The following is a 23,794-nucleotide window of genomic DNA, read 5'->3' on the forward strand; positions in this document are numbered from 1 at the left end:
TTGCGCGGCCCGGATGGGTCGACGGGCGACAATGGACCCATGACCGATCCGCACCTCGCCGTCATCGTCCTCGCCGCCGGAGAGGGCACGCGGATGCGTTCCCGCCGCGCCAAGGTGCTGCATCCGATCGCGGGCCTGCCGATGGTGGCGCACGTGATCGCGACCGCGCGCCACCTCGATCCCGCGCACATCGAAGTGGTCGTGCGGCACCAGCGCGACGCCGTCGTCGGCGCCGTCGAGGAGTACGCCGACGAAGCGATCATCGTCGACCAGGACGACGTGCCGGGCACCGGGCGAGCCGTCGAACTCGCCGTCGCGGCGCTGCCCGCCGACTTCGACGGCGACGTCGTCGTCGTCTCGGGGGATGTGCCCCTGCTCGACGCCGTCACCCTCGGAGCGCTCGTCGAGCAGCACCGCGCAGCAAGCGCGAGCGCCACGATCCTCTCCGCCGTGCTCGACGACGCCACCGGATACGGGCGCATCGTGCGCGACGACGCGGGCGGGGTTGCGGCGATCGTCGAGCACAAGGATGCCGACGAGGCCGTGCTCGCCATCACCGAGATCAACTCCGGCAGCTACGTGTTCCGGGTGTCCGCGCTGCGCGAGCACCTGCCGCGCGTGGGCACCGCCAACGCCCAGGGCGAGAAGTACCTGACCGACGTCGTGGCCATGCTGCGGGCGGCATCCGACCCCGTGATGGCGATGCCGGTCACCGAGAACTGGCGCGTCGCGGGCGTCAACGACCGTGCCCAGCTCGCCGAGCAGGCCGCGCGCCTCAACGCGATGATCGTGCGGGGCCACCAGCTGAACGGGGTCACCATCCTCGACCCGTCGACCACCTGGATCGACCTCACCGTGTCGATCGGACAGGACACCGAGATCCTCCCCAACACGCGCCTCGCGGGAGCGACGACGATCGAGCGGGATGCCGTCATCGGCCCCGACACGACGCTCGTCGACTGCGAGGTCGGCGAGGGGGCCGTCATCAAGCGCACGGATGCGACCCTCGCGGTCGTGAAGGCGTTCGCCGAAGTCGGGCCGTTCGCCTACCTCCGACCCGGCACCGAGCTCGAAGGCGGCGGCAAGATCGGCACCTTCGTCGAGACAAAGAACGCGCATATCGGACGCGGATCGAAGGTGCCGCACCTCTCCTACATCGGCGACACCGAGGTGGGGGAGGGCTCGAACGTCGGGGCGGGCACCATCACCGCGAACTACGACGGGGTCAACAAGCACCGCACGACGGTCGGGTCGCACGTGCGCACCGGATCGCACAACGTGTTCGTCGCGCCCGTGACCATCGGCGACGGGGCGTACACGGGTGCGGGGACGGTCGTGCGGAAGGACGTGCCCGCGGGCTCGCTCGCGATGAACGTCGCGCCGCAGCGCAACCTCGAAGGGTGGGTCGCGGCGAACCGGCCGGGGACGGCTGCTGCGGATGCGGCTGCTGCGGCGGCTGCGGGAGAAGCTGCGCCGACCGCGGAGTAGCGTCCGCCACTCCTCCCCACCCGCTGGGCCGACGACTTATCCGGAGATTCGCCCAAACCCTCGGACATATGTTCGATCCTTGAGAAGATCGACGTATGCCATCCCTCACCGCTTACCTCGCCGTCGTCGGCGATCTCGGGGCGCCTTTCGCGCTGCCCCAGGTCGCAGGCATGCGCGATGGGGAGCTGATCGATGGCCAACGCGCGATCGCCGAGGTCCGTCGTCGGCTCGATGCTCTCGCGGCTCAGCTCGCTGCCGAGATCGCGCATCGCTCCCGGCGCGAGCTGGGGCACGACGGGCTCGCTCAATCCCGCGGGCAGCGCACGGCCGAGGGGTTGATCTCGGCACTGACCGGTGGGTCCGCGCGTCAGGCGCGCACGCTCGTGAAGACGGGTGAACTCCTCGGCGGGTCGGCAGCAGCGGCGGGGGAGGCGGCTCGTGGTGGAGCGGCGGCATCCGTGCCGCGCTGGGCGTCGATCGTCGGTGAAGCCGTCGCCCGGGCGGCGCTTTCGCCCGAGGCGGCGGATGTCGTTCGGGTTCGGTTGTCCGCTGCGGGAGCGGCGTCCGTTGAGTCACACGAATCGCGCGTCGCGATCGAGGCTGCGCTCGCTGCCGCCGCGGAGCGTCTCGTCGCCCTCGCCTCGACCCTCACGCTCGAACAACTCGCTGTCCGGGCCTCCCGCGTGCGCGATGACCTCGATGCCGCGGGAATCGCGCGGCGTGAGCACGAACTTCACGACCGGCGCTTCCTGCGGGTCACTCGCCAGCTCGACGGCATGACGCGCGTGAGCGCCCTGCTCGACCCGGAGTCGGCGGCCATCGTGGTGCCTGTGCTCGACGCCGTGACCTCGCCCCGGCGGGGCGGGCCGCGATTCGTCGACCCCGGCGACGTGCAGCGTGCCGACGAGCTCGTACGCGAGGAGCGCACCACCGAACAGTTGGCGCTCGATGCTCTCGTCGAGCTCGTGCAGCTCGGCGCCCGTGTCGACGGGCAGCACCTGCCCGGGGCCCGACCCCCGGCTGTTCGCCTGCTGGTCACGAAGACCGACCTCGAAGCTCCCGCCGGCCCCGCGGGCCACCGCGTCGGCGCCGCGTATTTCGAGGGTCAGCACGAGCCGGTGTCGATCAGCACGGCGGAGCGCTACATCTGCAGCACGGGTGCCGTACCGATCCTCTTCGACTCAGAGGGCCAGGTCCTGAACCTCGGGCGAACCCAACGGCTCTTCACCGCAGCTCAACGCACGGCCATGGCGGCACGCGACGGCGGATGCCGCATGTGCGGCCGACCACCCTCCTGGTGCGAGGCGCACCACATCGACCATTGGGACGAGCACCGGGGTCGCACCGACGTCGAATCCGGGGTGCTGCTGTGCCGGTTCTGCCACCTGCTGCTGCACAACCGCCGTTGGCGGATCGTGCGCCACGGCGCGGACTACGAGCTTCAGCGCCCCGACGAGCACGGCGTCGTGCGCGGTACGCCGCTTCCCGCCCACAGCCCCGCCGCCGACCGACTCCGGGCAAGCGCATGACCGCAGCGGATGCCCACGGGGCCGGACTCGGTGGGGGCCGAGCGGCGCCGTACGACAACGCAATCGGGGAGCCGGGTGCCGACCGACTAGACTCGTGTGGGCGAGTCGCCAAGGAAGAGCGGGTAACGGGGACAGTGTCCGGCATCAAGATCAGCGGAGAAAAGCGGCTCGTCATCGTCTCGGGGCGGGCGCATCCGCAGCTGGCCGTCGACATCGTCAACGAACTCGGAACCGAACTCGTCGAGACCGACGCGCGCACCTTCGCCAACGGCGAGATCTACGCCCGTTTCGGCGAGTCGATTCGCGGGGCGGACGTCTTCATCGTCCAGTCCCACTGCCCGCCGATCAACGAGTGGCTCATGGAGCAGCTCATCATGGTCGACGCGGCCAAGCGCGCAAGCGCCAAGCGCATCACCGTCGTCGCGCCCTTCTACCCCTACGCCCGTCAAGACAAGAAGGGGCGCGGCCGCGAGCCGATCTCGGCCCGACTCGTCGCCGACCTGTTCAAGGCCGCAGGCGCCGACCGCATCATGAGCGTCGACCTCCACGCCGCCCAGATCCAGGGCTTCTTCGACGGCCCCGTCGATCACCTCTTCGCGATGCCGGTGCTCCTCGAGCACTTCCAGGGCAGCCTCGACCCGTCCACGCTCACCGTCGTCAGCCCCGACATGGGCCGCGTCCGCGTCGCCGACATCTGGAGCGACAAGCTCGGCGCGCCGCTCGCGATCATCCACAAGCGGCGCGACCCGCTCGTGCCCAACCAGGTGAGCGTCCACGAGATCGTCGGCGACGTCGCGGGGCGCACCTGCCTCATCGTCGACGACCTCATCGACACCGGCCGCACCATCGTGAAGGCGGCCGAGGCGCTCAAGGCGCACGGGGCGACGAACGTCATCGTCGGCGCCACCCACGCGGTGTTCTCCGACCCGGCGGTCGAAATCCTCCAGTCCGACTTCATCGACCGCGTCGTCGTCACCGACACACTGCCCCTCGCCGTCGAGAAGCGCTGGGACCGGCTCACGGTGCTCCCCATCGCGCCGCTCGTCGCCCGCGCCATCCACGAGGTGTTCGACGACGGGTCGGTCACCTCGATGTTCGACGGGGCCGCCTGAGCTAGACCGGGTTCCCCGGCGACTCCACCACCCGCACCTCGGGGATGAACCCCAAGAACTGCAGCTGGATCTCACGCCCACCGAACTCCGTCGCCCAGCAATACCAGCCGGGCCCGTCGCCACCCGAGAGCTCGAACCGGGCCTCCAACGCGACCGCATCCGGTGCCCGAGACGCCCCCACCACCGTGCACGCGAGGTCCGCCGTGCGCGCAGCCGTCCCGATCCCGATCAGCACCCCCGGCAGCACGAGCCCCGCCACCGCGAGCACCACCACGAGACGCGCCATCTGCCGCATCCGACGCCCCCGCAACGCGCCGCCCTCGCCCGGCTCGTAGCCCGCGAGCTCCGGCGGGATCTCGTCGTCGTCCGGCTGCACCCCCACAGTCTTCCACCTGCGCGTTCACCCGGCCCCGCTAGCATCCGCCCGTGAGCTATCGGCGGATCATCGGGGTGCCCACCGCGACCGGAGTAGGACTCGCCGCCATGCTCGGTGCCGGCGTGTTCGCCGTCTGGGCACCCGCCGCCGCACACGCCGGAGCGGGGATCCTCGCGGCTCTCGGCATCGCCCTCCTCATCGCCACGCTCAACGCCACCAGCACCACCCGACTCGCCCGCGCCTATCCGGAGTCCGGCGGTGTCTTCGCATTCGGCCGAGCGCTCGGTGCGCCCCGGCTCGCCTTCGCGGCAGGCGCCCTCTTCCTCGTCGGCAAGCTGGCATCCGCCGCCGCCATCGCGCGGGTCGCCGCCGACTACCTCGCGCCCGACGCCGCGGGTCCGCTCGGCACCGGTCCCCTCGCCGCGGGCATCATCCTCGCCCTCGCCGCCGTCAACGCGAGCGGCGTCCGCAGCACCGCCGTCGCCAGCACGATCACCGCAGGCATCGTCGTCGCCCTCCTGCTCGCCGCCGACCTCGTCGGAGTCACCCGGATCTCCGACCCGCATCCGCTCGACTGGCCCGACGCACCCGCCGGTCTGCTGCCCGCCGCGACGCTCATCTTCTTCGCCTTCGCCGGGTACGCGCGCGTCGCGACGCTCGGCGGCGAGGTCCGCGACCCGCGTCGCACCCTGCCGGTCGCGGTCGCCGTCTCGCTCGTGAGTGTCGCGGTCCTCGCCGGGGCGACCGCCGTCATCCTGCTCCTCGGGCTCGGCACCGCTGGGCTTGCTGCAAGCTCGGCACCACTCGCGGATCTCGCTGGGCCCGGATGGCGTCCCGTCGTCGTGATCGCCGTCGTCGTCGCCTGTGTGGGCTCGGCCCTCGGAGTGCTCGCCGGCCTCAGTCGCACCGCGCAGGCGATGGCGCAGGCGGGGGAGCTGCCCCGCGCGCTCGCCCCGATCCATCCGCGCACCGGCACCCCGATCCGGGCGGATGCGGTCGTCGCGGTGGTCGCCGCGACTGCCGCCCTGCTGCTGCCGTCAGCGGTGCTGATCGGCGCGTCAGCCGGCGCCGTGCTCGGCTACTACGCCATCTCGCACACCCTCGCCTGGCGCCTCGGCGGCGCCGCGGGTCGGGCAATCGCCGCGGTGGGCGCAGTGGCGTGCATCGGTCTCGCGTTGTGGGCGCCGCCCGCCGCGCTGCTCGTGGCCGCATCCGTGTTGGTGGCTGGGTTCGCGGTTCGGGCGGTGGTGGCCGCGCGGCGTGCGGCGTAGCGTCGGGGGATGGCGGGCTCAGCGGACGCGCAACTGCGGAACGAGATCGGCGCGGCGCTCGGCCTCGATGTCGCCGCCGTCAACGTCACGGGAACGGCGACCCTCGAGTCGCCCTACCCGGTCTCCGATCTGGCCGCCGCGTCGGTCGCCGCGGTCGGGGCCGGCGTCGTCGCCCTGCGCGCGGCGTGCGGTGTGGGGGAGGGCGGCGCGACGGTGCGCCGGGAACTCGCCGACGCATGGTTCCGCGCCGGCGTGCGACCGGTGGGGTGGTTCGCGCCGGAGCCGTGGGATGCCATCGCGGGCGACTACGAGGCATCCGACGGGTGGGTGCGCCTGCACACGAACGCCCCCGCACATCGGCAGGCCGCGCTGCGGGTGCTCGGGGTGGATGCGGAGCGCGCCGAGATCGCCCGCGCCGTGAAGATCTGGAAGGCCGAGCAGCTCGAGACGGAGGTCGTGGACGAGGGCGGATGCGCGGCAGTGATGCACACCGTCGACGAGTGGAAGCGTCACCCGCAGGGCCAGGCTGTGGCAGCGGAGCCGCTCGTCGCGTGGGCTGACACCCACGGCGAAGCGGCATCCGACTGGCGTCCGACTGCGGAGCGTCCGCTGGGGGGTCTGCGCGTGCTCGATCTGACGCGGGTGCTCGCAGGTCCGGTGGCGACGCGGATGCTCGGAGGTCTCGGCGCGGAGGTGCTGCGGATCGACCCGCCGGCGTGGGATGAGCCGGCGCTCGCCCACGAGATGACGCTCGGTAAGCGCACGGCACGGGTCGACGTGCACGATCCGGAGTCGCTCGCGCGAACTGTGCGGCTGCTGGGTCGCGCCGACGTGATCGTGCACGGCTATCGCTCGGATGCGCTCGAACGGCTGGGACTCGGGCTGGAGGTGCGTCGTGAGGCGCGGCCGGGTCTCGTGGATGTGTCGCTCGACGCGTACGGGTTCACGGGACCGTGGGCCGCGCGGCGCGGGTTCGACAGCCTGGTGCAGATGTCGTCCGGGATCGCGGATGCGGGCATGCGCGCTGCGGCCGCGGACCGGCCGGTGCCGTTGCCGGTGCAGGCGCTCGATCAGGCGACCGGATATCTGATGGCTGCCGCGGTGCTTGCGGGGCTGGTCGCGCGGGTGACGGATGGTACGGGTCGCGAGGCGCGGCTGTCGTTGGCCCGGACGGCGCTGCTGCTGGAGCAAGCGCGCGGTCTGCCTCGTGCGGCGCGGTTCGCCGCGCCCGAGCCGGAGGAGGGGGAGCTGATGCAGGCGCAGTGGGGTCCGGTGCGGATCGTGCCCCCGCCGTTCGACGTGCCCGGCACCCGCGTCGGCTGGGACCGCGCCCCCCGAGCCTTCGGCGCCGACAACCCCACCTGGTAGCCGCGCGACCCAGCGCCGCGGATTACCGCGGTGTTTCGCCGTCAGTTGTCGCCTCTGTGCGCACCCCGGGCGCGTGCGCGACCGCGCTCGTGCGCGGTTCCGGCGCAGCGCCGCGGATTATCGCGGCGCCAAACGAATCAGCGGCTTCGCCCTCGTTTGTTGCCTATGTGCGCACCCCCGGGCGCGTGCGCGACCGCGCTCGTGCGCGCGCCCGGCGCAGCGCCGCGGATTATCGCGGCGCCAAAGAATCAGTGCGAATCCACCGCCTGCACCTCGGTGCGGTCGCCCGACCAGAGGGTGTGGAACGTGCCGTCCTTGTCGATGCGCTTGTAGGTGTGGGCGCCGAAGAAGTCGCGCTGTCCCTGCACGAGGGCGGCGGGGAGCCGCTCGGCACGCAGTCCGTCGTAGTACGAGAGCGACGACGAGAACGCGGGGCTGGGGATGCCGGCCTGGGTGGCTGCGACGACCACGCGCCGCCACGCCTCCTGGCTGTCGACGAGCGCGTCGCGGAAGTACGGCGCGGTGAGGAGGGCGACGAGTCCGGGGTCCGCGTCGTACGCGTCGGTGATCCGGTTGAGGAACTGGGCGCGGATGATGCATCCGCCGCGCCAGATCTTCGCGATCTCGCCCTTCTTGATGTCCCAGCCGTACTGCTCGGCGCCGGCGACGATCTCGTCGAAGCCTTGCGAGTAGGCGACGATCTTCGAGGCGTAGAGCGCGCGGCGCACGTCTTCGACGAACGCGTCGGGATCGGCGACGGTCCAGGCATCCGACGGCCCGGGGAGCTCGGCAGCGGCGGCGCGCTGTGCGGGCTTCGACGACAGCGACCGGGCGAACACGGCTTCCGCGATTCCGGAGACGGGGATGCCGAGGTCGAGTGCCGACTGCACGGTCCACGCGCCGGTGCCCTTGGCGCCCGCCTGGTCGAGGATCACGTCCACGAGCGGTGCGCCGGTCTCGGCGTCGACCTGACGCAGCACTTCGGCGGTGATCTCGATGAGGTAGCTCTCGAGTTCGCCGCGGTTCCATTCGGCGAAGATGTCGGCGATCTCGGCGGGGCTCTTGCCGGTGCCGCGGCGGATGAGGTCGTACGCCTCGGCGATGAGCTGCATGTCGGCGTACTCGATGCCGTTGTGGATCATCTTGACGAAGTGGCCCGCGCCGTCGTGACCGACGTGGGTGACGCACGGCTCGCCTTCGGCGACGGCGGCGATCGACTTGAGGATCGGGCCGAGGGTGACCCACGACTCGTCGGATCCGCCGGGCATGATCGAGGGCCCGTTGAGCGCGCCTTCTTCGCCACCGGAGATGCCGGCGCCGACGAAGTTGATGCCCGTCTCGCGCACGGCCTTCTCGCGGCGGATGGTGTCGGTGAAGAGTGCGTTGCCGCCGTCGACGATGATGTCGCCCGGCTCGAAGACCTTCACGAGCTCGTCGATGACGGCGTCGGTGCCGCGGCCGGCCTGCACCATGATGATCGCGGTGCGCGGCTTCGAGAGCGTCGCGGCGAACTCGGCGTAGTCGGCGGCGGGCAGGAAGCCGGCCTCGGGGTGCTCGTCGAGCAGTGTCTGGGTCTTCTCGTAGCTGCGGTTGAAGATCGCGACCGTGTTGCCTTCGCGGCTGGCGAGGTTGCGGGCGAGGTTCGACCCCATGACGGCGAGTCCGACGACTCCGATGTTGGCCTGGGTCACAGTGGGGTCCTTTCGTGCGGGAGCGACGTCTAGCCTACGGGCGCGCGCGGTGTGCGGCGGCGACGGCGTCGGCGCTGAGGGTGGAGATCCGGTCCCACTGGCCGCCGCGGATGGCGTCGGCGGGCACCATCCACGATCCGCCGACGGCGATCACCTGCGGGATGTCGAGGTAGTCGCCGAGGTCGGCGACGCCGATGCCTCCGGTGGGCACGAAACGCACCGAACCGAAGGGGGCGCTGAGCGCGGCGATGGCGCGCGCTCCGCCGGAGGTGCCGGCGGGGAAGAACTTCACGGTCTCGATCCCGAGCTCGAGGGCGGCCTGCACTTCGGTGGCGGTGACCGCTCCGGGGAGCACGGGGATGCCGCGCTCGCGGCAGCGTTCGACGACCGACGCCGACAGCCCGGGGGAGACGACGAACTGCGCGCCCGCGTCGACGGCCGTGTCGACCTGCTGAGGGGTGATGACGGTCCCGGCGCCGACGAGCACGTCGCCGCGTTCGGACATGATCCGGATGGATTCGGCGGCCGCCGCCGTGCGGAAGGTAACCTCGGCGACGGGGAGCCCGCCTGCGACGAGGGCCGCTGCGAGGGGGTCTGCCTGCTCGGCTGAGTCGAGCGCGATCACGGGCACGAGGCGGTGTGTCGCGAGTGCGTTCAGCGCATCATCGCCGCTCTTGGTGCCCATCGTGATTAAGCATATCATTGGCGCGGCGGGGCGGCCCGAGGCCGTCGCGGACGGCCAAGGAGGCAGAGCAAGTTGTTGATTCTCGCGCTCGAGGCGAGCACCACATCCGCGAAGACGCTGGTGTTCGACACCGAGTCCCAGCAGGTCGAGGTGCGCTCGCGCTCGCTCGAATCCCGCGGCGCGGACGGCGCCGTTCGTGACGGCGACAGTGTCTACGGTCAGCTGATGGCGCTCGGGCGGGAGGCCGCCGAGGGTCGCCAGATCGACGCGATCGCGCTCTCCGGCACCTGGCACGGACTCACGCTGCGCGAGTCGGACCTGCGCCAGCGCACGCCCGTCATGGAGTGGTCCTACACCGGAGCGCAGAGCCTCACGGCGCGTCTGCGGCGTGATGAGGACTTCACCTCGTGGTTCTACGGCCACACCGGATGCATGGTCAACGCGATCTATCCGGCGTTCAAGCTCGCGATGCTGGCCGAGCAGGGCGTGCGCCTCGACGATGCGCTGGCGCTCGACCAGGCGAGCCTCATCTTCGCCCGCATGACCGGCAAGGTGTGGATGAGCCGCTCGTCGGCGTCCGGCACCGGTTTGCTGGCGGCGGGCGAGAACGAGTGGGACGACGAGGTGTTCGAGCGCCTCGGTCTCCCGCGGGTGCGCCTGCCGGAACTGCACGAGAGCACCGACACGGCACCCCTCGGGGCGGATGCGGCGGCCCTGCTCGGCGTGCGGCCGGGCGTGCCGGTGCTCGTCGCGAGCCCGGACGGAGGCCTCAGCCAGGTCGGCGACCGCGCGGACGGCCCCGGCGATATGACGTTCTCGATGGGGACGAGCGGTGCGCTGCGGTTCGCGGTGCCGCATCCGTCGTTCTCTCCCACGATGAGCACGTGGACGTACCGTTCGCCGATCGGCTGGCTGAGCGGTGCGGCGACGAGCGGATGCGGCAACTGCGTCGATTGGGCGAAGGGCACGCTCTTCGGCGAGGCAGCCGATTACGCCGACATCGAGCCGCTGCTGCGCGACGACCGTCGCGACCTGCCGGTGTTCCTGCCGTTCCTGTTCGGCGAGCGCAGCCCCGGCTGGCAGGACCAGCGCCAGGGTGGCTTCCTCGACATGCAGCCCCGGCACGCTCGGGTCGACCTGTACCAGGCGGTGCTGCAGGGTGTGACCTTCTCGCTCGTCCACTGCTTCAAGGAGCTCACGGCGATCAACGGCTTCCCTCGCCGCATCGTGCTCTCGGGTGGCGTGCTCTCGTCGCCGTTCTGGTCGCAGTTCACGGTGGATGCCTTCGGCGTCGAGATGGAGACGTCGGCCCGGCAGCACAGCTCGGTCGTGGGGGCGACGCGGATGGCGTTGCGCACGCTCGATCTCGACGACGACCCGCCCGCCTTCGACGAGGGGGAGGCGCGCATCCTGACCCCGGATCTCGAGCGCACCGAGCGGCTGCGCGGGGATCTCGATCGCTACCTCGACGCCTATGAGCGCACGGTTCCGTCGTCCGACGAGGCGGTGACGGGGGCGTGACGCGCGTCCTGGTGACGGCCACCTCGCTGTGCCGCGAGAGGGATCACCCGGCGCTCGCGCCATTGCGCGATGCGGGCGTCGACCTCGTGTTCAGCGATGCGGGGCGCCCGCTGACGGCGAGCGAGCTCGCGGCGATGCTGCCCGGCATCGACGGTGTGCTCGCGGGTCTCGACGAGTTCGCCGAGGACGCCCTGGCCGCCGCCGACATGCTCCGGGTGATCGCTCGCTTCGGCGTCGGCTACGACCGGGTGGATCTGGCCGCGGCTGAGCGGCGCGGGGTCGTGGTCGCGATCACGCCGGGTGCCAACGCATCCGGTGTCGCCGAGCTCGCGATCGGGCTCATGTTCGCGGTCGCGCGGCGCATCCCGCGTCTCGACGAGCAGGTGCGCGGCGGCGGATGGCCGCGGAGCTCGGGGATCGAGCTCGCGGGTCGCACGCTCGCCGTCCTCGGGGTCGGGGCGATCGGCCGGCGGGTCGCGGCGGCGGCGACGGGGATCGGGATGCACGTGCGCGGTTACGACCCGTTCGTGCCCGACGAGGTGCTCGCCCAAGCGGGCGTCGAGCCGGGCGGACTCGACGAGGTCTTGGCCGGAAGCGACGTGCTGAGCCTCCACCTGCCGCTCACCGATGAGACCCGCGAGGTGATCGATGCGCGCCGGATCGCCCTGCTGCGACCGGGGGCGATCGTGGTGAACACCGCGCGCGGCGGGCTGATCGACGAGGTGGCCGCGCTCGCGGCGCTCGATGACGGTCAGCTCTTCGGTGTCGGTCTCGACGCGTTCGAGACCGAGCCGCCGACCGATTCGGTGCTCGTCGGGCATCCGCATGTCGTGTCGACGCCGCACTCGGGGGCGCACACGCTCGAGGCGGTGGATCGCACGGCGCGTGCCGCCGTCCGGAACATCCTGGCGGTGCTCGCGGGCGAGGAGCCCGAGGGGCGGGTCAGAGCAGGCGCCTGACCTCGTCGAGGATGCCCTCGAGGGCGCTGCGGCTCGCACTCTCGGCGGCGGCGGAGTCGCCGCGCGCGATGGCCGCGGCTGTCGCGAGGTGGTCGTGGAGGCTCTCGGGGGTCGGGTCGGCCGGGGTGAGCCCCAGGGCGTGTCGCCCCGAGAGCGCCTCCGAGATCGGTTCGGAGATCGCGGCGAGCATGAGGTTGCCGCTCGCGGCGAGGATCTCCTGGTGGAAGGCCACGTCGACGCGCAGGTATTCGTCGGTCGCGCCTGCACCTGCCTGGCCGAGCTCGTCGAGACGCCTGGCGAGCCGGAGGATCCCTTCCCGCTCGTCGGCGCCGGCACGGGTCGCGGCGAAGCGCGCGGCGGTCGGCTCGATCGCGAGGCGGAGTTCGGTGAGCGCGACGATCTGCTGGTTGCGCGAGGCGCCGGCGAGGCGCCAGCGGATGAGGCGCGGGTCGAGAGCGTGCCAGTGGATGCGCTGGCGGACGGTCACCCCGACACGGCGGCGCGGTTCGACGAGCCCCATCGCCTCGAGCACTCGAACGGCCTCGCGGACGACGCTGCGCGAGACGGAGTACTCCGCCTCGATGCCGGCGAGCGTCAGCACCGTGCCCGCCGCGAGCTCGCCCGCGGCGATGCGCTCCCCGAGGGCGTCGAGGAGTGTTCGGTGCGTGCGATCCGCCATCGGGTCCCGTCTCGTGATAAGTATCACTACATGTTGCAATAAGTAAGACTATTGTGCGACGCTATGCCGCGACGTTCGCGTGGTCTCCACGCGGGCGAACCCATCTTGACACTCGTCGGAGACCACCCCGGCCCCGACTCGAACTCAACGGAGATTTCGTATGGACGACTGGACACAGACGTTGACCGCGGGCCCGCTGCTCGCGATCGCCGCGGGCGCGATCGCGCTCATCCTGATCCTCATCATCGTGTTCCGGCTGCACGCCTTCATCACGCTCATCGTGGTGTCGCTCCTCACCGGTATCGTCGCGGGCATTCCGCTCAGCGGCGTCGTGTCGACCGCGGTCACCGGCTTCGGATCGACACTCGGAAGCGTCGCGCTGCTCGTCGGTCTCGGGGCGATGCTCGGGCGTCTCATCGAGCACTCCGGCGGCGCGAAAGCCCTCTCGGAGCGTTTCGTCGCCGTCTTCGGTGAGAAGCGCGCACCCCTCGCGCTCGGCGTGGCATCGCTGCTGCTCGGCTTCCCGATGTTCTTCGACGCGGGCGTCATCATGATGCTGCCGATCATCTTCGCCATCGCGCGCCGCATCAGCGCGAAGAACGTCCTGCTGTTCGCGTTCCCCTCGGTCGCCGCGTTCTCGGTCATGCACGTCTTCCTGCCGCCGCACCCGGGCCCCGTGAGCGCGACCCAGTTCTACGGCGCGAACCTCGGCATCGTCCTCCTCGTCGGCCTGGTCATCGCGATCCCCACCTGGTACCTCTCCGGTTACCTCTGGGGTCGGTTCGTCGCCAGCCGCTTCCAGATCCCGGTTCCCGACCTCTTCGGCACCGTCGATGACGACCAGCCCACCAACCCGCCGCGCGTCTCGACCGTCATCGCGATCCTGCTGCTGCCGTTCGTGCTCATCTTCCTCAACACGGGTGTCTCGGCCCTCGCCTCGTCCGGTGTCATCGACTCGGAGTCGTGGTTCTACCTCGTCGCGACGTTCATCGGGCAGTCGCCGGTTGCACTCGCCATCACCCTCCTCGTCGCGCTCGTCGTGCTGGGCGCCCGCCGCGGCACGACCGGCTCCGCGCTCGAGAAGCTCGTCGACTCGGCGCTCGGTCCGGTGGCGTCGGTGATCCTCATCACCGGTGCCGGCGGCATGTTCGGAAGCGTGCTGCGCGCCTCCGGCATCGGCGACGCCCTGGCGGATGTGCTGCAGGACTCGGGCCTGCCCGTGATCTTCGCCGCCTACGTGATCGCCGTGGTGCTGCGCGTTGCCCAGGGCTCGGCGACGGTCGCACTCACGACCGCAGCCGGACTCATCGCCCCGGCGGTCGCTCTTGCCGGCTTCAACGAGTTCCAGCTCGCCGCGGTGGTGCTCGCGACGGCGGCCGGTTCGGTGTTCGCCGGTCACGTCAACGACTCCGGCTTCTGGCTCGTCAGCCGCCTGCTCAACCTCGACGTCAAGACCACGCTCAAGACGTGGACCGTTCAGCAGACGCTCGAGTCGGTCACGGGCTTCGTGTTCGCGCTTCTCGTGTTCGCTCTCGCGTCCGCGTTCTGACCCAGCATCCGAAGGGATCTCCCGAATGACGACCTCGCTCTTCGACATCTCCGGGCGCACCGCACTCGTGACCGGATCGACCCGCGGCCTCGGCCGCGCGCTCGCCACGGCCCTGGGTGCGGCGGGGGCGAGCGTCGTCATCCACGGCCGCGATGCCGCGGTGGCCGCCGAGACGGCCGCCGCGGTCGCGGACGAGACGGGGGCGACCACCTCGTCGGTCGCGTTCGACGTCACCGACCACGCCGCCGTCGAACGCGGTGTCGCCGAGGTGATCGACACGCTCGGTGTGCCGGACATCCTCGTCAACAACGCCGGTGTGCAGTACCGCAGCCCCTTCGCCGAGTTCCCCGTGGAGGAGTGGGATCGCCTCGTCGCCGCGAACCTCGACGGCGTCTTCTACGTCTCGCGGTACGTCGCGCCCGGGATGGTGGAGCGGGGCTCGGGGAAGATCATCAACATCGCCTCGGTGCAGTCGCTGCTCGCCCGGCAGACGATCGCCCCGTACTCGGCGACGAAGGGAGCGGTCGCCCAGCTGACGAAGGGGATGGCCGCCGACCTCGCCCGGCACGACATCCAGGTAAACGCGATCTCGCCCGGCTACTTTGCGACCGAGATGAACCGCGCCCTCGTGGACGACGAGCAGTTCAGTTCGTGGCTCACGGCGCGCACGCCCGCCGCGCGGTGGGGACGGTTCGAGGAGCTCAACGGCGCGCTGCTGTTCCTGGCCTCGGATGCCTCGAGCTTCGTGTCGGGCCAGAACCTGTTCGTCGACGGCGGCATGACCGCGGTCGTCTGACCGTCATGCGCGCACAGTTCTTCCACACACAGTAAGGAATCCGATGAAGGCCGCCTACATCGACGCCCGTGAGACCCTGAGCATTCGCGAGACCCCGGTGCCGCAGCCGGGTGAGGGCGAGGTGCGGATCCGCGTCGACTTCGTCGGGATCTGCGGCTCCGACCTGCACTACTTCTCCGAAGGCGCGAACGGCGCGTTCGTCGTGCGCGAGCCGCTCATCCCCGGTCACGAACTCTCGGGCCGGGTCGATCTCGACCCGAGCGGTGAGCTCGCACCGGGCACCCCCGTGACGGTGCATCCCGCCCGGTTCGGCACGCCGATCGAGGGGGCCGAGGACCAGCCGCATCTCTGGCCCGGCGGATCGTATCTGGGAAGCGCATCGACCTGGCCGCACACACAAGGTGCTCTGGCCGAGCAGCTCGTCGTGGCGCGCGACATGGTGCGGGTGCTCCCGCCGACGCTGCCGGTGCGTCGCGCCGCGCTCGCCGAGCCGCTCGCCGTCGCCCTGCACGGCATCGCCAAGACCGGCGGTGTCGCCGGCAAGCGGGTGCTCGTGACGGGCGCCGGGCCGATCGGGCTGCTCGCGATCGCGGCGCTCGTCGCCGCGGGGGCCGCCGAGGTCCACGCGACGGATGTGCTGCCGGGGCCGCTCCACCGGGCGCGTGAGCTCGGTGCGGTTCGTGTCTTCGACGTCACGAGCGAAGACGTGCCGGCCTCGTCCTACGACATCGTGATGGAGTGCTCGGGCGTCGCGGCATCCGTGTCGGTCGCGTTCCGGGCGGCACGTCCGGCCGGGGTGGTCGTGCAGGTCGGGATGGTGCCCGACGAGCCGCGCCCGGTGAACCTCGCGCCGTTCATCTCGAAGGAGCTGCGGGTCTTCGGCACCTTCCGCTTCCACGACGAGATCGACGAGGCGGTTCGCCTGCTCGATGCGCATCCCGAGATCGAGGCCGTCATCACCCACGAGTTCCCCGCCGACCGCATCGAGGATGCGTTCGCCGCAGCCAAGGACTCCGCGAGCTCCGGCAAGGTGGTCGTGGCGGTGTGGCCCGAGGGGCACTCACCCGAGTCGTAGGATCGGGCGGGAGTGCCTGCCTCTCGCGGCAGCCCCGATCTGGAGGAAGCGTGACCGACCGTCTGCGCGTCGTGATCGCGACGCCTCTGCCTGAGGATCTCGTGGCGTTGATCGCCCGCGACGAGCGGCTGGAGGTGGTCCACGAGCCGGCCCTGCTCAACGATCCCGACATCGACTGGATGGTCGGGGTGAAGCAGCGCACGCCCGAGGAGCAGCAGCGCTATGAGCGGCTGCTCGACTCGGCGGATGCGCTCTTCGGGGTGCCCGACCAGTCGGGCCGGGCGCTCGCGCGCACCGTCGCGGCGAATCCGCGCCTCCGCTGGGTGCACACGATCCCGGCGGGCGGGGGCCAGCAGGTGCGCGCGGCGGGACTCGCTCAAGACGATCTCGAGCGGATCGTCTTCACCACCTCCGCAGGGGTGCACGCCACCCCGCTCGCCGAGTTCGCCGTGTTCGGGGTGCTCGCGGGCGCCAAGCGGCTGCCGTGGCTCGAGGGCAAGCGTCGGGCGCGGGAGTGGGGTCCGCGGGAGCAGCTGGGGCTCCTCGGCGAGACGACCGTGCTCATCGTGGGCCTCGGATCGATCGGCCGCCTCACCGCGTCGAAGCTCACCGCGCTCGGCTGCCGAGTCGTGGGGGTGCACCGCCGCGAGGTGGAGGCGGATGTCGAGCGCATCGTCCCGGTGGAGCAGCTCGCGGATGCCGCCGCCTCGGCCGACGCGATCGTGCTGGCGCTGCCCGGCACCGACGCCACGCGCGGCATGCTCTCGGCCGAGGTGCTCGCCGCGGTGCGCCCGGGCGTGACTGTGGTGAACGTGGGACGCGGGTCGACCGTCGACGAGCCCGCGCTGATCGAGGCGCTCGAGGACGGCCGCGTGGGTCTCGCGGTGCTCGACGTGACCGCGGTCGAGCCGCTGCCCGCGGAGAGCCCCCTGTGGGATCTGCCGAATGTCGTGCTCTCGCCCCACACGGCGGCGATCAGCGCCCACGAGCCGCGGCTCATCGCCGAGCTGTTCGCCGACAACGCATCCCGTCTGCTCGATGGGCGCGAGCTGCGCAACGTGGTCGATACGCGCGAGTTCTACTGACCTGACGGCCCGGGGTGAGGCCCCCAGCGCGATCGGGTAGACTTCCCCGCGAACTTCGGCGAGGGATGTCGCGTGCGGCATCCGTGATCGACGCGGTGGGCAGGCCCAGGTCTTTCCTCACGCTGTTGCGCGTTCGAGTTGACACCACACATCTGACGGGGCCCAGCCCCACCAAGGAGAGACATCATGTCTGACGACCAGAAGCTCGTCGCGGAGGTCCGCGACCAGTTCGGCAAGGGCGCGGCCCGCAAGATCCGTGCCGCCGACAAGATCCCCGCCGTGCTCTACGGCCACGGCACCGCGCCGCGTCACCTGACCCTGCCGGGCCACGAGACGATGCTGCTCATCCGCAAGGCGAACGCCGTGCTCGAGCTCGACATCGCGGGCGAGCACCAGCTCGCGCTCGTGAAGGACGTCCAGAAGGACCCGGTGCGCCAGATCATCGAGCACATCGACCTCATCGTCATCCGCAAGGGCGAGAAGGTCACCGTCGACGTGCCGGTGCACGTCGAGGGCGAGTCCTTCTCGGGCACCATCGTCGCGCTCGACCAGACGACCCTGACGGTCGAGGCGGAGGCGACGCACATCCCGGAGCGCCTCGTGATCGACATCGAGGGCGCCGAGGAAGGCACCCACGTGCTCGCGGGCGACGTGACCCTGCCGAAGGGCGTCACGCTCGTGACCGACGCCGAGGTGCTCGTGGTGAACGTCACGGTTCCGGCGAAGTCCGACCTGCCCGAGGAGGGCGCCGAGGCCGCCGAGGGCGAGACCGAGGCCGCTGCCGTGGAGGAGTCGGCGGAGGCCGCCGAGGAGTCCGCGGAGTAATCGCCTGGACGACACCTGGCTCGTAGCCGGGCTCGGGAACCCCGGGCCCGGCTACGCCGCGCACCGCCACAACGTCGGCCAGATGGCTCTCGACGTGCTCGCGGAGCGCATCGGCGCGCGATTCTCGCGCCACAAGTCGAACACCCTCCTCGCCGAGGGGCGGCTCGGCCCCGGCCAGCCGAAGCTCGTGCTCGCGAAGCCCCTCTCGTTCATGAACCTCTCGGGTGGGCCGGTGTCGTCGGCCGCCCGGTTCTTCGGGCTCGATGCCGACCGCGTCGTGGTGCTGCACGATGAGCTCGACATCCCCTTCGACACGGTCCGGCTGAAGGTCGGCGGCGGTCACGGCGGCCACAACGGCCTGCGCGACATCCAGTCGGCGCTCGGCACCGCCGACTTCGCTCGGGTGCGGATCGGCATCGGGCGCCCGCCCGGTCGCCAGGATCCCGCGGACTACGTGCTCTCGCCGTTCTCGAAGGCCGAGCGCGAGACGCTGCCCTCGCTTCTGGCGGACGCCGCCGACGCCACGGAGGACCTCGTGCGCGAGGGTCTCCTCGCCGCGCAGCAGCGCTGGCACGCACCCCGCGGCTGACGTCGTCCGCGGGGCGGAGCGTCGGCCCCACCGCGTAAGCTCGAACGAGTGGGACTCGCCTCGTTGACCTTCGTGCTGGCGCGCGCCCGCAGCTACGCCGACGCCCTCGCCGGGGCCGCGGCCGACGGCGACTTCTCCGCCGTCGAGGGGCTGCGCGTGCCCCTGCTCACGGGACTGCTCGAGCGTCGCGCCCGGGCCGCCGGCCGGGGTCAGGCGCTGCTGGCGATCACCGCCACGAGTCGTGAAGCGCAGGCCGTCGCCGATGCCATCGGATGCTGGGCGCCGGACGCGCTCGTCCTCCCGTTCCCCGCGTGGGAGACGCTCCCGCACGAGCGGCTCAGCCCCTCCGCCGAGACGGTGGGGCGCCGCCTCCGCAGCCTGCGCGAACTCCGCCGCTGGCAGGAGGGGCCGCGGGATCGGCCGGTCGTGCTCGTCGCATCCGTGCGCGCCGCGCTGCAGCCGCTCGCCCCGGGTCTCGACGAGCTGGACCCGATCGTGCTGACGCCCGGAGGTCGCGGCTACGACCTCGGTGGGCTCGCGTTGCGCCTCGCCGAACTCGCCTACTCGCGAGTCGATCTCGTGACCCGCCGCGGCGAGTTCGCGGTGCGCGGTGGCATCCTCGACGTCTTCCCGCCGGATGCCGAGCATCCGGTGCGTGCCGACTTCTTCGGCGACGAGCTGGAGCAGTTGCGCGCGTTCTCGGTCGCCGACCAGCGTTCGCTCCCGGAGGAGACGGGCGCCGTGGAGCTGCCGCCTGCGCGCGAGCTGCTCATCACCGACACCGTGCGCGACCGCGCACGCGAGCTGCAGCACGAGTACGAGGCGATCGCCCCGATGCTCGCGAAGATCGCCGAGGGCATCCCGGTGGAGGGCATGGAGTCGTTGACGCCGGCGCTCGTCGGCCGCCTCGTGCCGCTCACCTCCTACCTGCCGACGGATGCCGCGGTCGTGGTGCTCTCGCCGGAGCGCGTCGCGACGCGCGCCCTGAGTCTCGCGGAGACCAATCGCGAGTTCCTCGAGGCGGCGTGGTCGGCGGCGACGGCGGGCGCATCCGCCCCCATCGACCTGCAGGCGAGCCTCGACACGGGCGACTTCCTGACCGTCTCCGCTCTGCGCGCCGAGGCGCGCCCCCGCACATGGTGGACGGTGAGCCCGTTCGACGCCGACGACGACGAGGTGGTCCGCATCGACGGGCGGGCGATCCCGAGCTTCGCCGGCCAGGTGGACGGCGCCGCCGCGCATGTGGCGTCGCTGCTGAAGGGGGAGTGGTCGGTCGCCGTCGCCGCGGCAGGTCACGGGCTCGTCGACCGCGCCGCGCAGGTGCTCGCTGAGCGCGAGGTCGCCGCGCGCATCGTCGATGAGGTGCCCGAGCATCCGGAGCCGGGGGTCGCCTACCTGGTCACGGGGTCCGTCGAAGCGGGCTTCGAGCTCGACGACGCCCGGTTCGCGCTCCTCTCGGAAGCCGAGTTCTACGGGCGCGCTGCGGGCATCGACTCGCGGCAGCCCAAGCGGCTCGCGAGCCGTCGCCGCAACGTGGTCGATCCGCTGCAGCTGAAGGCGGGCGACTACGTCGTGCACGAAACCCACGGAATCGGGCGCTTCGTCGAGCTCGTCACGCGCGAGGTCGCGGGCGGCGGTCGTGTCGCGCGCGGCCCGCTCGGCACCGCACACGAGAAGGTGACCCGCGAGTACCTCGTGCTCGAGTACGCGCCCTCGAAGCGCGGGCAGGCGGGTGACCGGTTGTACGTGCCGACGGATCAGCTCGACCAGCTGACCCGCTATGTCGGCGGCGAGGCGCCCGCGCTCTCGAAGATGGGCGGATCGGACTGGGCGGCTGCGAAGGGCAAGGCGCGCAAGGCGGTGCGCGACATCGCCGTCGAGCTCGTGAAGCTCTACAGCGCCCGGATGGCGAGCCAGGGCTTCGCGTTCAGCCCCGATACCCCGTGGCAGCGCGAGCTCGAAGAGGCCTTCCCCTACGCCGAGACGCCCGACCAACTGCAGACGATCGACGAGGTGAAGGCCGACATGGAGCGCCCGATTCCGATGGATCGGCTCATCTCGGGCGACGTCGGGTACGGCAAGACCGAGATCGCGGTGCGTGCCGCGTTCAAGGCGGTGCAGGACGGCAAGCAGGTGGCGCTCCTCGTGCCGACGACGCTGCTCGTGCGCCAGCACATGGAGACCTTCGCGGAGCGCTTCGCGGGCTTCCCGGTGCATCTGCGGGCGCTCAGCAGGTTCCAGACCGATCGCGAGGCGAAGGACACCCTCGACGGCCTCGAGCGCGGCGAGGTCGACGTGGTCATCGGAACGCACCGCATCCTCTCCGACGCGGTGCGGTTCAAGGATCTCGGACTCGTCATCATCGACGAGGAGCAGCGCTTCGGCGTCGAGCACAAGGATGCGCTCAAGAAGCTGAAGACGAACGTCGACATCCTCGCGATGAGCGCGACGCCGATCCCGCGCACCCTCGAGATGGCGGTGACCGGCATCCGCGAGATGTCGACGCTCGCCACGCCGCCGGAGGACCGCCACCCGATTCTGACGTTCGTGGGGGCGCGATCCGACAAGCAGATCGCCGCCGCGATCCGGCGCGAGCTGCTGCGCGAGGGTCAGGTGTTCTTCGTGCACAACCGGGTGTCGTCGATCTCGCGGGTGGCCGCGGAGCTCGCCGAGCTCGTGCCCGAGGCGCGTATCGCCGTCGCGCACGGCAAGCTCACCGAGCATCAGCTCGAGCAGGTGATCGTCGATTTCTGGGAGCGCCGGTTCGACGTGCTCGTGACGACGACGATCATCGAGACCGGCATCGACATCGCGAACGCGAACACGCTCATCATCGACCAGGCAGAGCGCTATGGGCTCAGCCAGCTGCACCAGATCCGCGGACGCGTGGGGCGTGGCCGGGAGCGGGCGTATGCGTACTTCCTCTACGACCCCGACAAGCCGCTCACCGAGACGGCACAGGATCGCCTGGAGACGATCGCGACGAACAACGAGCTCGGTGGCGGGATGCAGATCGCGCTGAAGGACCTCGAGATCCGCGGTGCGGGCAACCTGCTCGGTGGCGAGCAGTCGGGCCACATCGCGGGTGTCGGGTTCGACCTCTACTTGCGGATGATCGGCGAGGCGGTGAGCGTGTTCCGCGGCGATGTCGCCGAGGGACAGACGGAGCTGCGGCTCGAGCTGCCGGTGGATGCGCGCATCCCGGAGGGCTATATCGAGTCGGAGCGACTGCGGCTCGAGGCGTACCAGAAGCTGTCGACGGCCGCCGCGCCGCTGTCTCCGGACGACGCGCTCGATCGGGTGATCGAGGAGCTCGCCGACCGGTACGGCGAGCTTCCGGATGCGGTGGAGCAGCTGGTCGCGGTGTCGCGGCTGCGGCGTCGCGCGCAGAAGGCGGGGCTCGGCGAGGTGGTCGCGATGGGTGGCCGGCTGCGGCTCGCGCCGCTGGATCCGCCGGATTCGATCCAGGTGCGGCTGACGCGCATGTACCCGGGGGTCAAGTTCTTCGCGGCGCAGCACGCCGTGAACGTCCCGATGCCAGAGGACGTCTCCGACGCCGAGCTGATCGCCTGGGTGGGCACCCTGCTGGCCGCCGCCCTCCCCACCCCCTAGGGCGCGGCTTCGCCGCAGGCCGGCTTCGCCGCATCGCCGCGCCGCTCCGCGTCGCCTCCTCCCGGGAGGGGTCGCAAACTGCGCGAGACCCGCCGTGTCTCCGACAGTTTGCGACCCCTCAGGCGGGGGGCGGGCGGCCGGGGCGGGGGAGTAGCGTGCGGGCATGCGGTACGAACACCTCGGGCACAGCCCGCGCATCGACGCCACAGCGGTCATCGCACCCACCGCGGTCGTATCCGGCGACGTCACCATCGGGCCCGGGTGCCAGATCCTGCACGGCGCCGTCATCACCGCGGAGGGTGGCCCCATCACGATCGGCCCCTCGAGCATCGTCATGGAGAACGCGCTGCTGCGGTCCAGCGCATCCGACCCGCTGCACATCGGCGAGCATGTGCTCGTCGGCCCGATGGCGTCGGTCTCCGGAGCGACGATCGGCGACGAGGTCTTCCTCGCCACCGGCTCCCGCGTCTTCAACGGGGCACGGATCGGCACTCGCAGCGAGGTGCGCATCAACGCAGTCGTGCACCTGCGAACGGTGCTGCCGCCGGACTCGACGGTGCCGATCGCGTGGGTCGCGGTCGGCGATCCGGCGCGCATCCTCAGCCCCGACCGCCACGACGAGATCTGGGAGATCCAGCAGGACCTCGACTTCCCCGGCTACGTGTTCGGGCTCGACCGGCAGACTCCGGACCTCATGGTCCAGCTCACCGAGCGCTACGCGCGCCACCTCGCGCGGCACGCCGACGACATCCCGCTCACGGATCCCTCGGCCGGATAGTCGCCGAGCCCGCAGCGGGAGAGCCCGGCCTCCCGTCGATCGCCCACACCCGGCCGAGCACGAGCGGTAGCAGCACGAGCGAACGCAGGTCGACGAGCACGTGCACGACGATCGGCAGCAGGATCGTGCCCGACACGATGTACAGCAGCGCGAAGATCGCGCCAAGCACAGTCGCGACGATCATCCCGACCGCCTTCTGGTAGAGGTGCAGCGCACCGAACAGCAGCGTCGCGAGCAGGAACGACAGCAGCCCGTCGCCCAGCAGCCCGAACAGCAGCGCCGGTAGCGCGAGCCGGAACATGAGCTCCTCGAACACCCCCGCGGACACCGCGAGCCCCGTCCCGTAGGGCAGCTCGCCGCGGGTGCGCGGCAGCAGCGCCCCGATGTCGCCCACCTTCGGCACGTCGTCGAGGGAGGTGCCGCCGAGGAGTAGCACCGGCACGACCAGCAGCGCCACCGCCGCCACCCCGACCACGATCGCGACGACCGTCCCGGCCGCCGTGCCGAGGAAGTCCCGGATCCCCGCAAACGGCACCTGCGCATCCGCCAGCGCCGCGGGCACGTAGTCGCCCGCCGCGAGCAGGATCGCCGCCGAGAGCCCGCCCATGACGAGTACCGACTCCGCGAGCCAGCGCCGCATGACCTTCTGTCGCGCTCCGGTCGCCCGCAGCCGCCGGAATCGGGCGTACTCGCGACGCTCACGGGTGACCGCGCGCCACACCAAGAAGGCGACGACCACGAGCAGCAGAGCGAGCAGGCGCGAGTCCATCGGATTCATTCTGCCGTCCGTCGGGAATGCACGTCGG

The 23,794-nt window shown here is 71.4% G+C and carries 20 protein-coding genes; 15 read left to right on the forward strand and 5 right to left on the reverse strand.

Features of this window, described 5'->3' with window-relative positions; genetic code table 11:
* Nucleotides 1–39 precede the first annotated feature (39 nt).
* The 3 genes from glmU (at nt 40) to FVQ89_RS06435 (ending at nt 4,129) form a co-directional block, all read left to right on the forward strand.
* The gene (glmU, locus tag FVQ89_RS06425; protein ID WP_147901021.1) at nt 40–1,488 is read left to right on the forward strand and encodes a bifunctional UDP-N-acetylglucosamine diphosphorylase/glucosamine-1-phosphate N-acetyltransferase GlmU; all 1,449 of its coding nucleotides are present in this window, start codon (nt 40–42) and stop codon (nt 1,486–1,488) included.
* Between the two features lie 95 nt (nt 1,489–1,583).
* Nucleotides 1,584–3,017, forward strand: a complete 1,434-nt coding sequence (locus tag FVQ89_RS06430) for an HNH endonuclease signature motif containing protein (RefSeq protein ID WP_147901022.1) — start codon at nt 1,584–1,586, stop codon at nt 3,015–3,017.
* 134 nt (nt 3,018–3,151) lie between these two features.
* On the forward strand, nt 3,152–4,129 hold the full coding sequence (locus tag FVQ89_RS06435) for a ribose-phosphate diphosphokinase (RefSeq protein WP_147901023.1): 978 nt from the start codon (nt 3,152–3,154) through the stop codon (nt 4,127–4,129).
* Nucleotide 4,130: 1 nt separating this feature from the next.
* Here the strand turns inward: FVQ89_RS06435 and FVQ89_RS14420 are convergent, their stop codons facing one another.
* Nucleotides 4,131–4,505, reverse strand: a complete 375-nt coding sequence (locus tag FVQ89_RS14420; protein ID WP_187264935.1) for a hypothetical protein — start codon at nt 4,503–4,505, stop codon at nt 4,131–4,133.
* Between the two features lie 50 nt (nt 4,506–4,555).
* Here FVQ89_RS14420 and FVQ89_RS06445 point away from each other — a divergent pair, with 50 nt between their 5' ends.
* Entirely contained in the window at nt 4,556–5,776 is a 1,221-nt protein-coding gene (locus FVQ89_RS06445) for an APC family permease (RefSeq protein WP_147901024.1), read from the forward strand.
* Nucleotides 5,777–5,785: 9 nt separating this feature from the next.
* Nucleotides 5,786–7,144 carry a CoA transferase gene (locus FVQ89_RS06450; protein WP_147901025.1) on the forward strand — a complete coding sequence of 453 codons (1,359 nt, stop codon included), beginning with the start codon at nt 5,786–5,788 and terminating at the stop codon, nt 7,142–7,144.
* A 248-nt stretch (nt 7,145–7,392) separates the two neighbouring features.
* On the opposite strand, the gene gndA is transcribed toward FVQ89_RS06450, so the two are convergent.
* On the reverse strand, nt 7,393–8,835 hold the full coding sequence (gndA, locus tag FVQ89_RS06455) for an NADP-dependent phosphogluconate dehydrogenase (RefSeq protein ID WP_147901026.1): 1,443 nt from the start codon (nt 8,833–8,835) through the stop codon (nt 7,393–7,395).
* Nucleotides 8,836–8,869: 34 nt separating this feature from the next.
* Nucleotides 8,870–9,520 (reverse strand): bifunctional 4-hydroxy-2-oxoglutarate aldolase/2-dehydro-3-deoxy-phosphogluconate aldolase, encoded by a 651-nt coding sequence (gene eda, locus FVQ89_RS06460; protein WP_147901027.1) that lies wholly within the window; start codon nt 9,518–9,520, stop codon nt 8,870–8,872.
* A 72-nt stretch (nt 9,521–9,592) separates the two neighbouring features.
* On the opposite strand from eda, the gene FVQ89_RS06465 reads away from it, so the two are divergent.
* Both FVQ89_RS06465 and FVQ89_RS06470 read left to right on the forward strand, forming a co-directional pair.
* Complete coding sequence (locus tag FVQ89_RS06465) at nt 9,593–11,041, forward strand: gluconokinase (RefSeq protein ID WP_147901028.1); 1,449 nt, start codon at nt 9,593–9,595, stop codon at nt 11,039–11,041.
* The gene (locus tag FVQ89_RS06470; RefSeq protein ID WP_147901029.1) at nt 11,038–12,000 is read left to right on the forward strand and encodes a phosphoglycerate dehydrogenase; all 963 of its coding nucleotides are present in this window, start codon (nt 11,038–11,040) and stop codon (nt 11,998–12,000) included. The genes FVQ89_RS06465 and FVQ89_RS06470 overlap by 4 nt, the downstream gene beginning before the upstream one ends.
* On the opposite strand, the gene FVQ89_RS06475 is transcribed toward FVQ89_RS06470, so the two are convergent.
* Entirely contained in the window at nt 11,984–12,679 is a 696-nt protein-coding gene (locus FVQ89_RS06475) for a FadR/GntR family transcriptional regulator (protein WP_147901030.1), read from the reverse strand. The genes FVQ89_RS06470 and FVQ89_RS06475 overlap by 17 nt on opposite strands.
* Nucleotides 12,680–12,839: 160 nt before the next feature.
* Between FVQ89_RS06475 and FVQ89_RS06480 the strand changes: the two genes are divergently transcribed.
* From FVQ89_RS06480 to FVQ89_RS06515, 8 genes are all read left to right on the forward strand, one after another.
* Nucleotides 12,840–14,228, forward strand: a complete 1,389-nt coding sequence (locus tag FVQ89_RS06480; protein WP_147901031.1) for a GntP family permease — start codon at nt 12,840–12,842, stop codon at nt 14,226–14,228.
* A gap of 25 nt (nt 14,229–14,253) precedes the next feature.
* A complete protein-coding gene (locus FVQ89_RS06485) occupies nt 14,254–15,024 on the forward strand; it encodes a glucose 1-dehydrogenase (protein WP_147901032.1) in 771 nt (256 codons plus the stop codon).
* Between the two features lie 43 nt (nt 15,025–15,067).
* Nucleotides 15,068–16,099, forward strand: coding sequence for a zinc-binding dehydrogenase (locus tag FVQ89_RS06490; RefSeq protein WP_147901033.1), 1,032 nt, complete (start codon nt 15,068–15,070; stop codon nt 16,097–16,099).
* A gap of 50 nt (nt 16,100–16,149) precedes the next feature.
* Nucleotides 16,150–17,184 (forward strand): D-2-hydroxyacid dehydrogenase, encoded by a 1,035-nt coding sequence (locus FVQ89_RS06495; RefSeq protein WP_255513456.1) that lies wholly within the window; start codon nt 16,150–16,152, stop codon nt 17,182–17,184.
* Between the two features lie 186 nt (nt 17,185–17,370).
* Complete coding sequence (locus FVQ89_RS06500; protein WP_147901034.1) at nt 17,371–18,009, forward strand: 50S ribosomal protein L25/general stress protein Ctc; 639 nt, start codon at nt 17,371–17,373, stop codon at nt 18,007–18,009.
* A gap of 4 nt (nt 18,010–18,013) precedes the next feature.
* On the forward strand, nt 18,014–18,598 hold the full coding sequence (gene pth / locus FVQ89_RS06505; RefSeq protein WP_147901035.1) for an aminoacyl-tRNA hydrolase: 585 nt from the start codon (nt 18,014–18,016) through the stop codon (nt 18,596–18,598).
* Nucleotides 18,599–18,646: 48 nt separating this feature from the next.
* On the forward strand, nt 18,647–22,210 hold the full coding sequence (gene mfd / locus FVQ89_RS06510; protein ID WP_147901036.1) for a transcription-repair coupling factor: 3,564 nt from the start codon (nt 18,647–18,649) through the stop codon (nt 22,208–22,210).
* A gap of 163 nt (nt 22,211–22,373) precedes the next feature.
* A complete protein-coding gene (locus FVQ89_RS06515) occupies nt 22,374–22,988 on the forward strand; it encodes a gamma carbonic anhydrase family protein (RefSeq protein ID WP_147901037.1) in 615 nt (204 codons plus the stop codon).
* On the opposite strand, the gene FVQ89_RS06520 is transcribed toward FVQ89_RS06515, so the two are convergent.
* Nucleotides 22,966–23,757 (reverse strand): CPBP family intramembrane glutamic endopeptidase, encoded by a 792-nt coding sequence (locus FVQ89_RS06520; protein ID WP_187264936.1) that lies wholly within the window; start codon nt 23,755–23,757, stop codon nt 22,966–22,968. The genes FVQ89_RS06515 and FVQ89_RS06520 overlap by 23 nt on opposite strands.
* Nucleotides 23,758–23,794: the final 37 nt, after the last annotated feature.

The sequence above is a fragment of the Homoserinibacter sp. GY 40078 genome, from assembly GCF_008017545.1.
Taxonomy (GTDB): Bacteria; Actinomycetota; Actinomycetes; order Actinomycetales; family Microbacteriaceae; genus Homoserinibacter.

Coding starts and splice junctions, on each gene's coding strand:
- glmU (WP_147901021.1), top strand. CDS start 40: ATGACCGATCCGCACCTCGCCGTCATCGTCCTCGCCGCCGGAGAGGGC.
- FVQ89_RS06430 (WP_147901022.1), top strand. CDS start 1,584: ATGCCATCCCTCACCGCTTACCTCGCCGTCGTCGGCGATCTCGGGGCG.
- FVQ89_RS06450 (WP_147901025.1), top strand. CDS start 5,786: ATGGCGGGCTCAGCGGACGCGCAACTGCGGAACGAGATCGGCGCGGCG.
- eda (WP_147901027.1), bottom strand. CDS start 9,520: ATGGGCACCAAGAGCGGCGATGATGCGCTGAACGCACTCGCGACACAC.
- FVQ89_RS06475 (WP_147901030.1), bottom strand. CDS start 12,679: ATGGCGGATCGCACGCACCGAACACTCCTCGACGCCCTCGGGGAGCGC.
- FVQ89_RS06480 (WP_147901031.1), top strand. CDS start 12,840: ATGGACGACTGGACACAGACGTTGACCGCGGGCCCGCTGCTCGCGATC.
- FVQ89_RS06485 (WP_147901032.1), top strand. CDS start 14,254: ATGACGACCTCGCTCTTCGACATCTCCGGGCGCACCGCACTCGTGACC.
- FVQ89_RS06490 (WP_147901033.1), top strand. CDS start 15,068: ATGAAGGCCGCCTACATCGACGCCCGTGAGACCCTGAGCATTCGCGAG.
- FVQ89_RS06500 (WP_147901034.1), top strand. CDS start 17,371: ATGTCTGACGACCAGAAGCTCGTCGCGGAGGTCCGCGACCAGTTCGGC.
- FVQ89_RS06515 (WP_147901037.1), top strand. CDS start 22,374: ATGCGGTACGAACACCTCGGGCACAGCCCGCGCATCGACGCCACAGCG.
- FVQ89_RS06520 (WP_187264936.1), bottom strand. CDS start 23,757: ATGGACTCGCGCCTGCTCGCTCTGCTGCTCGTGGTCGTCGCCTTCTTG.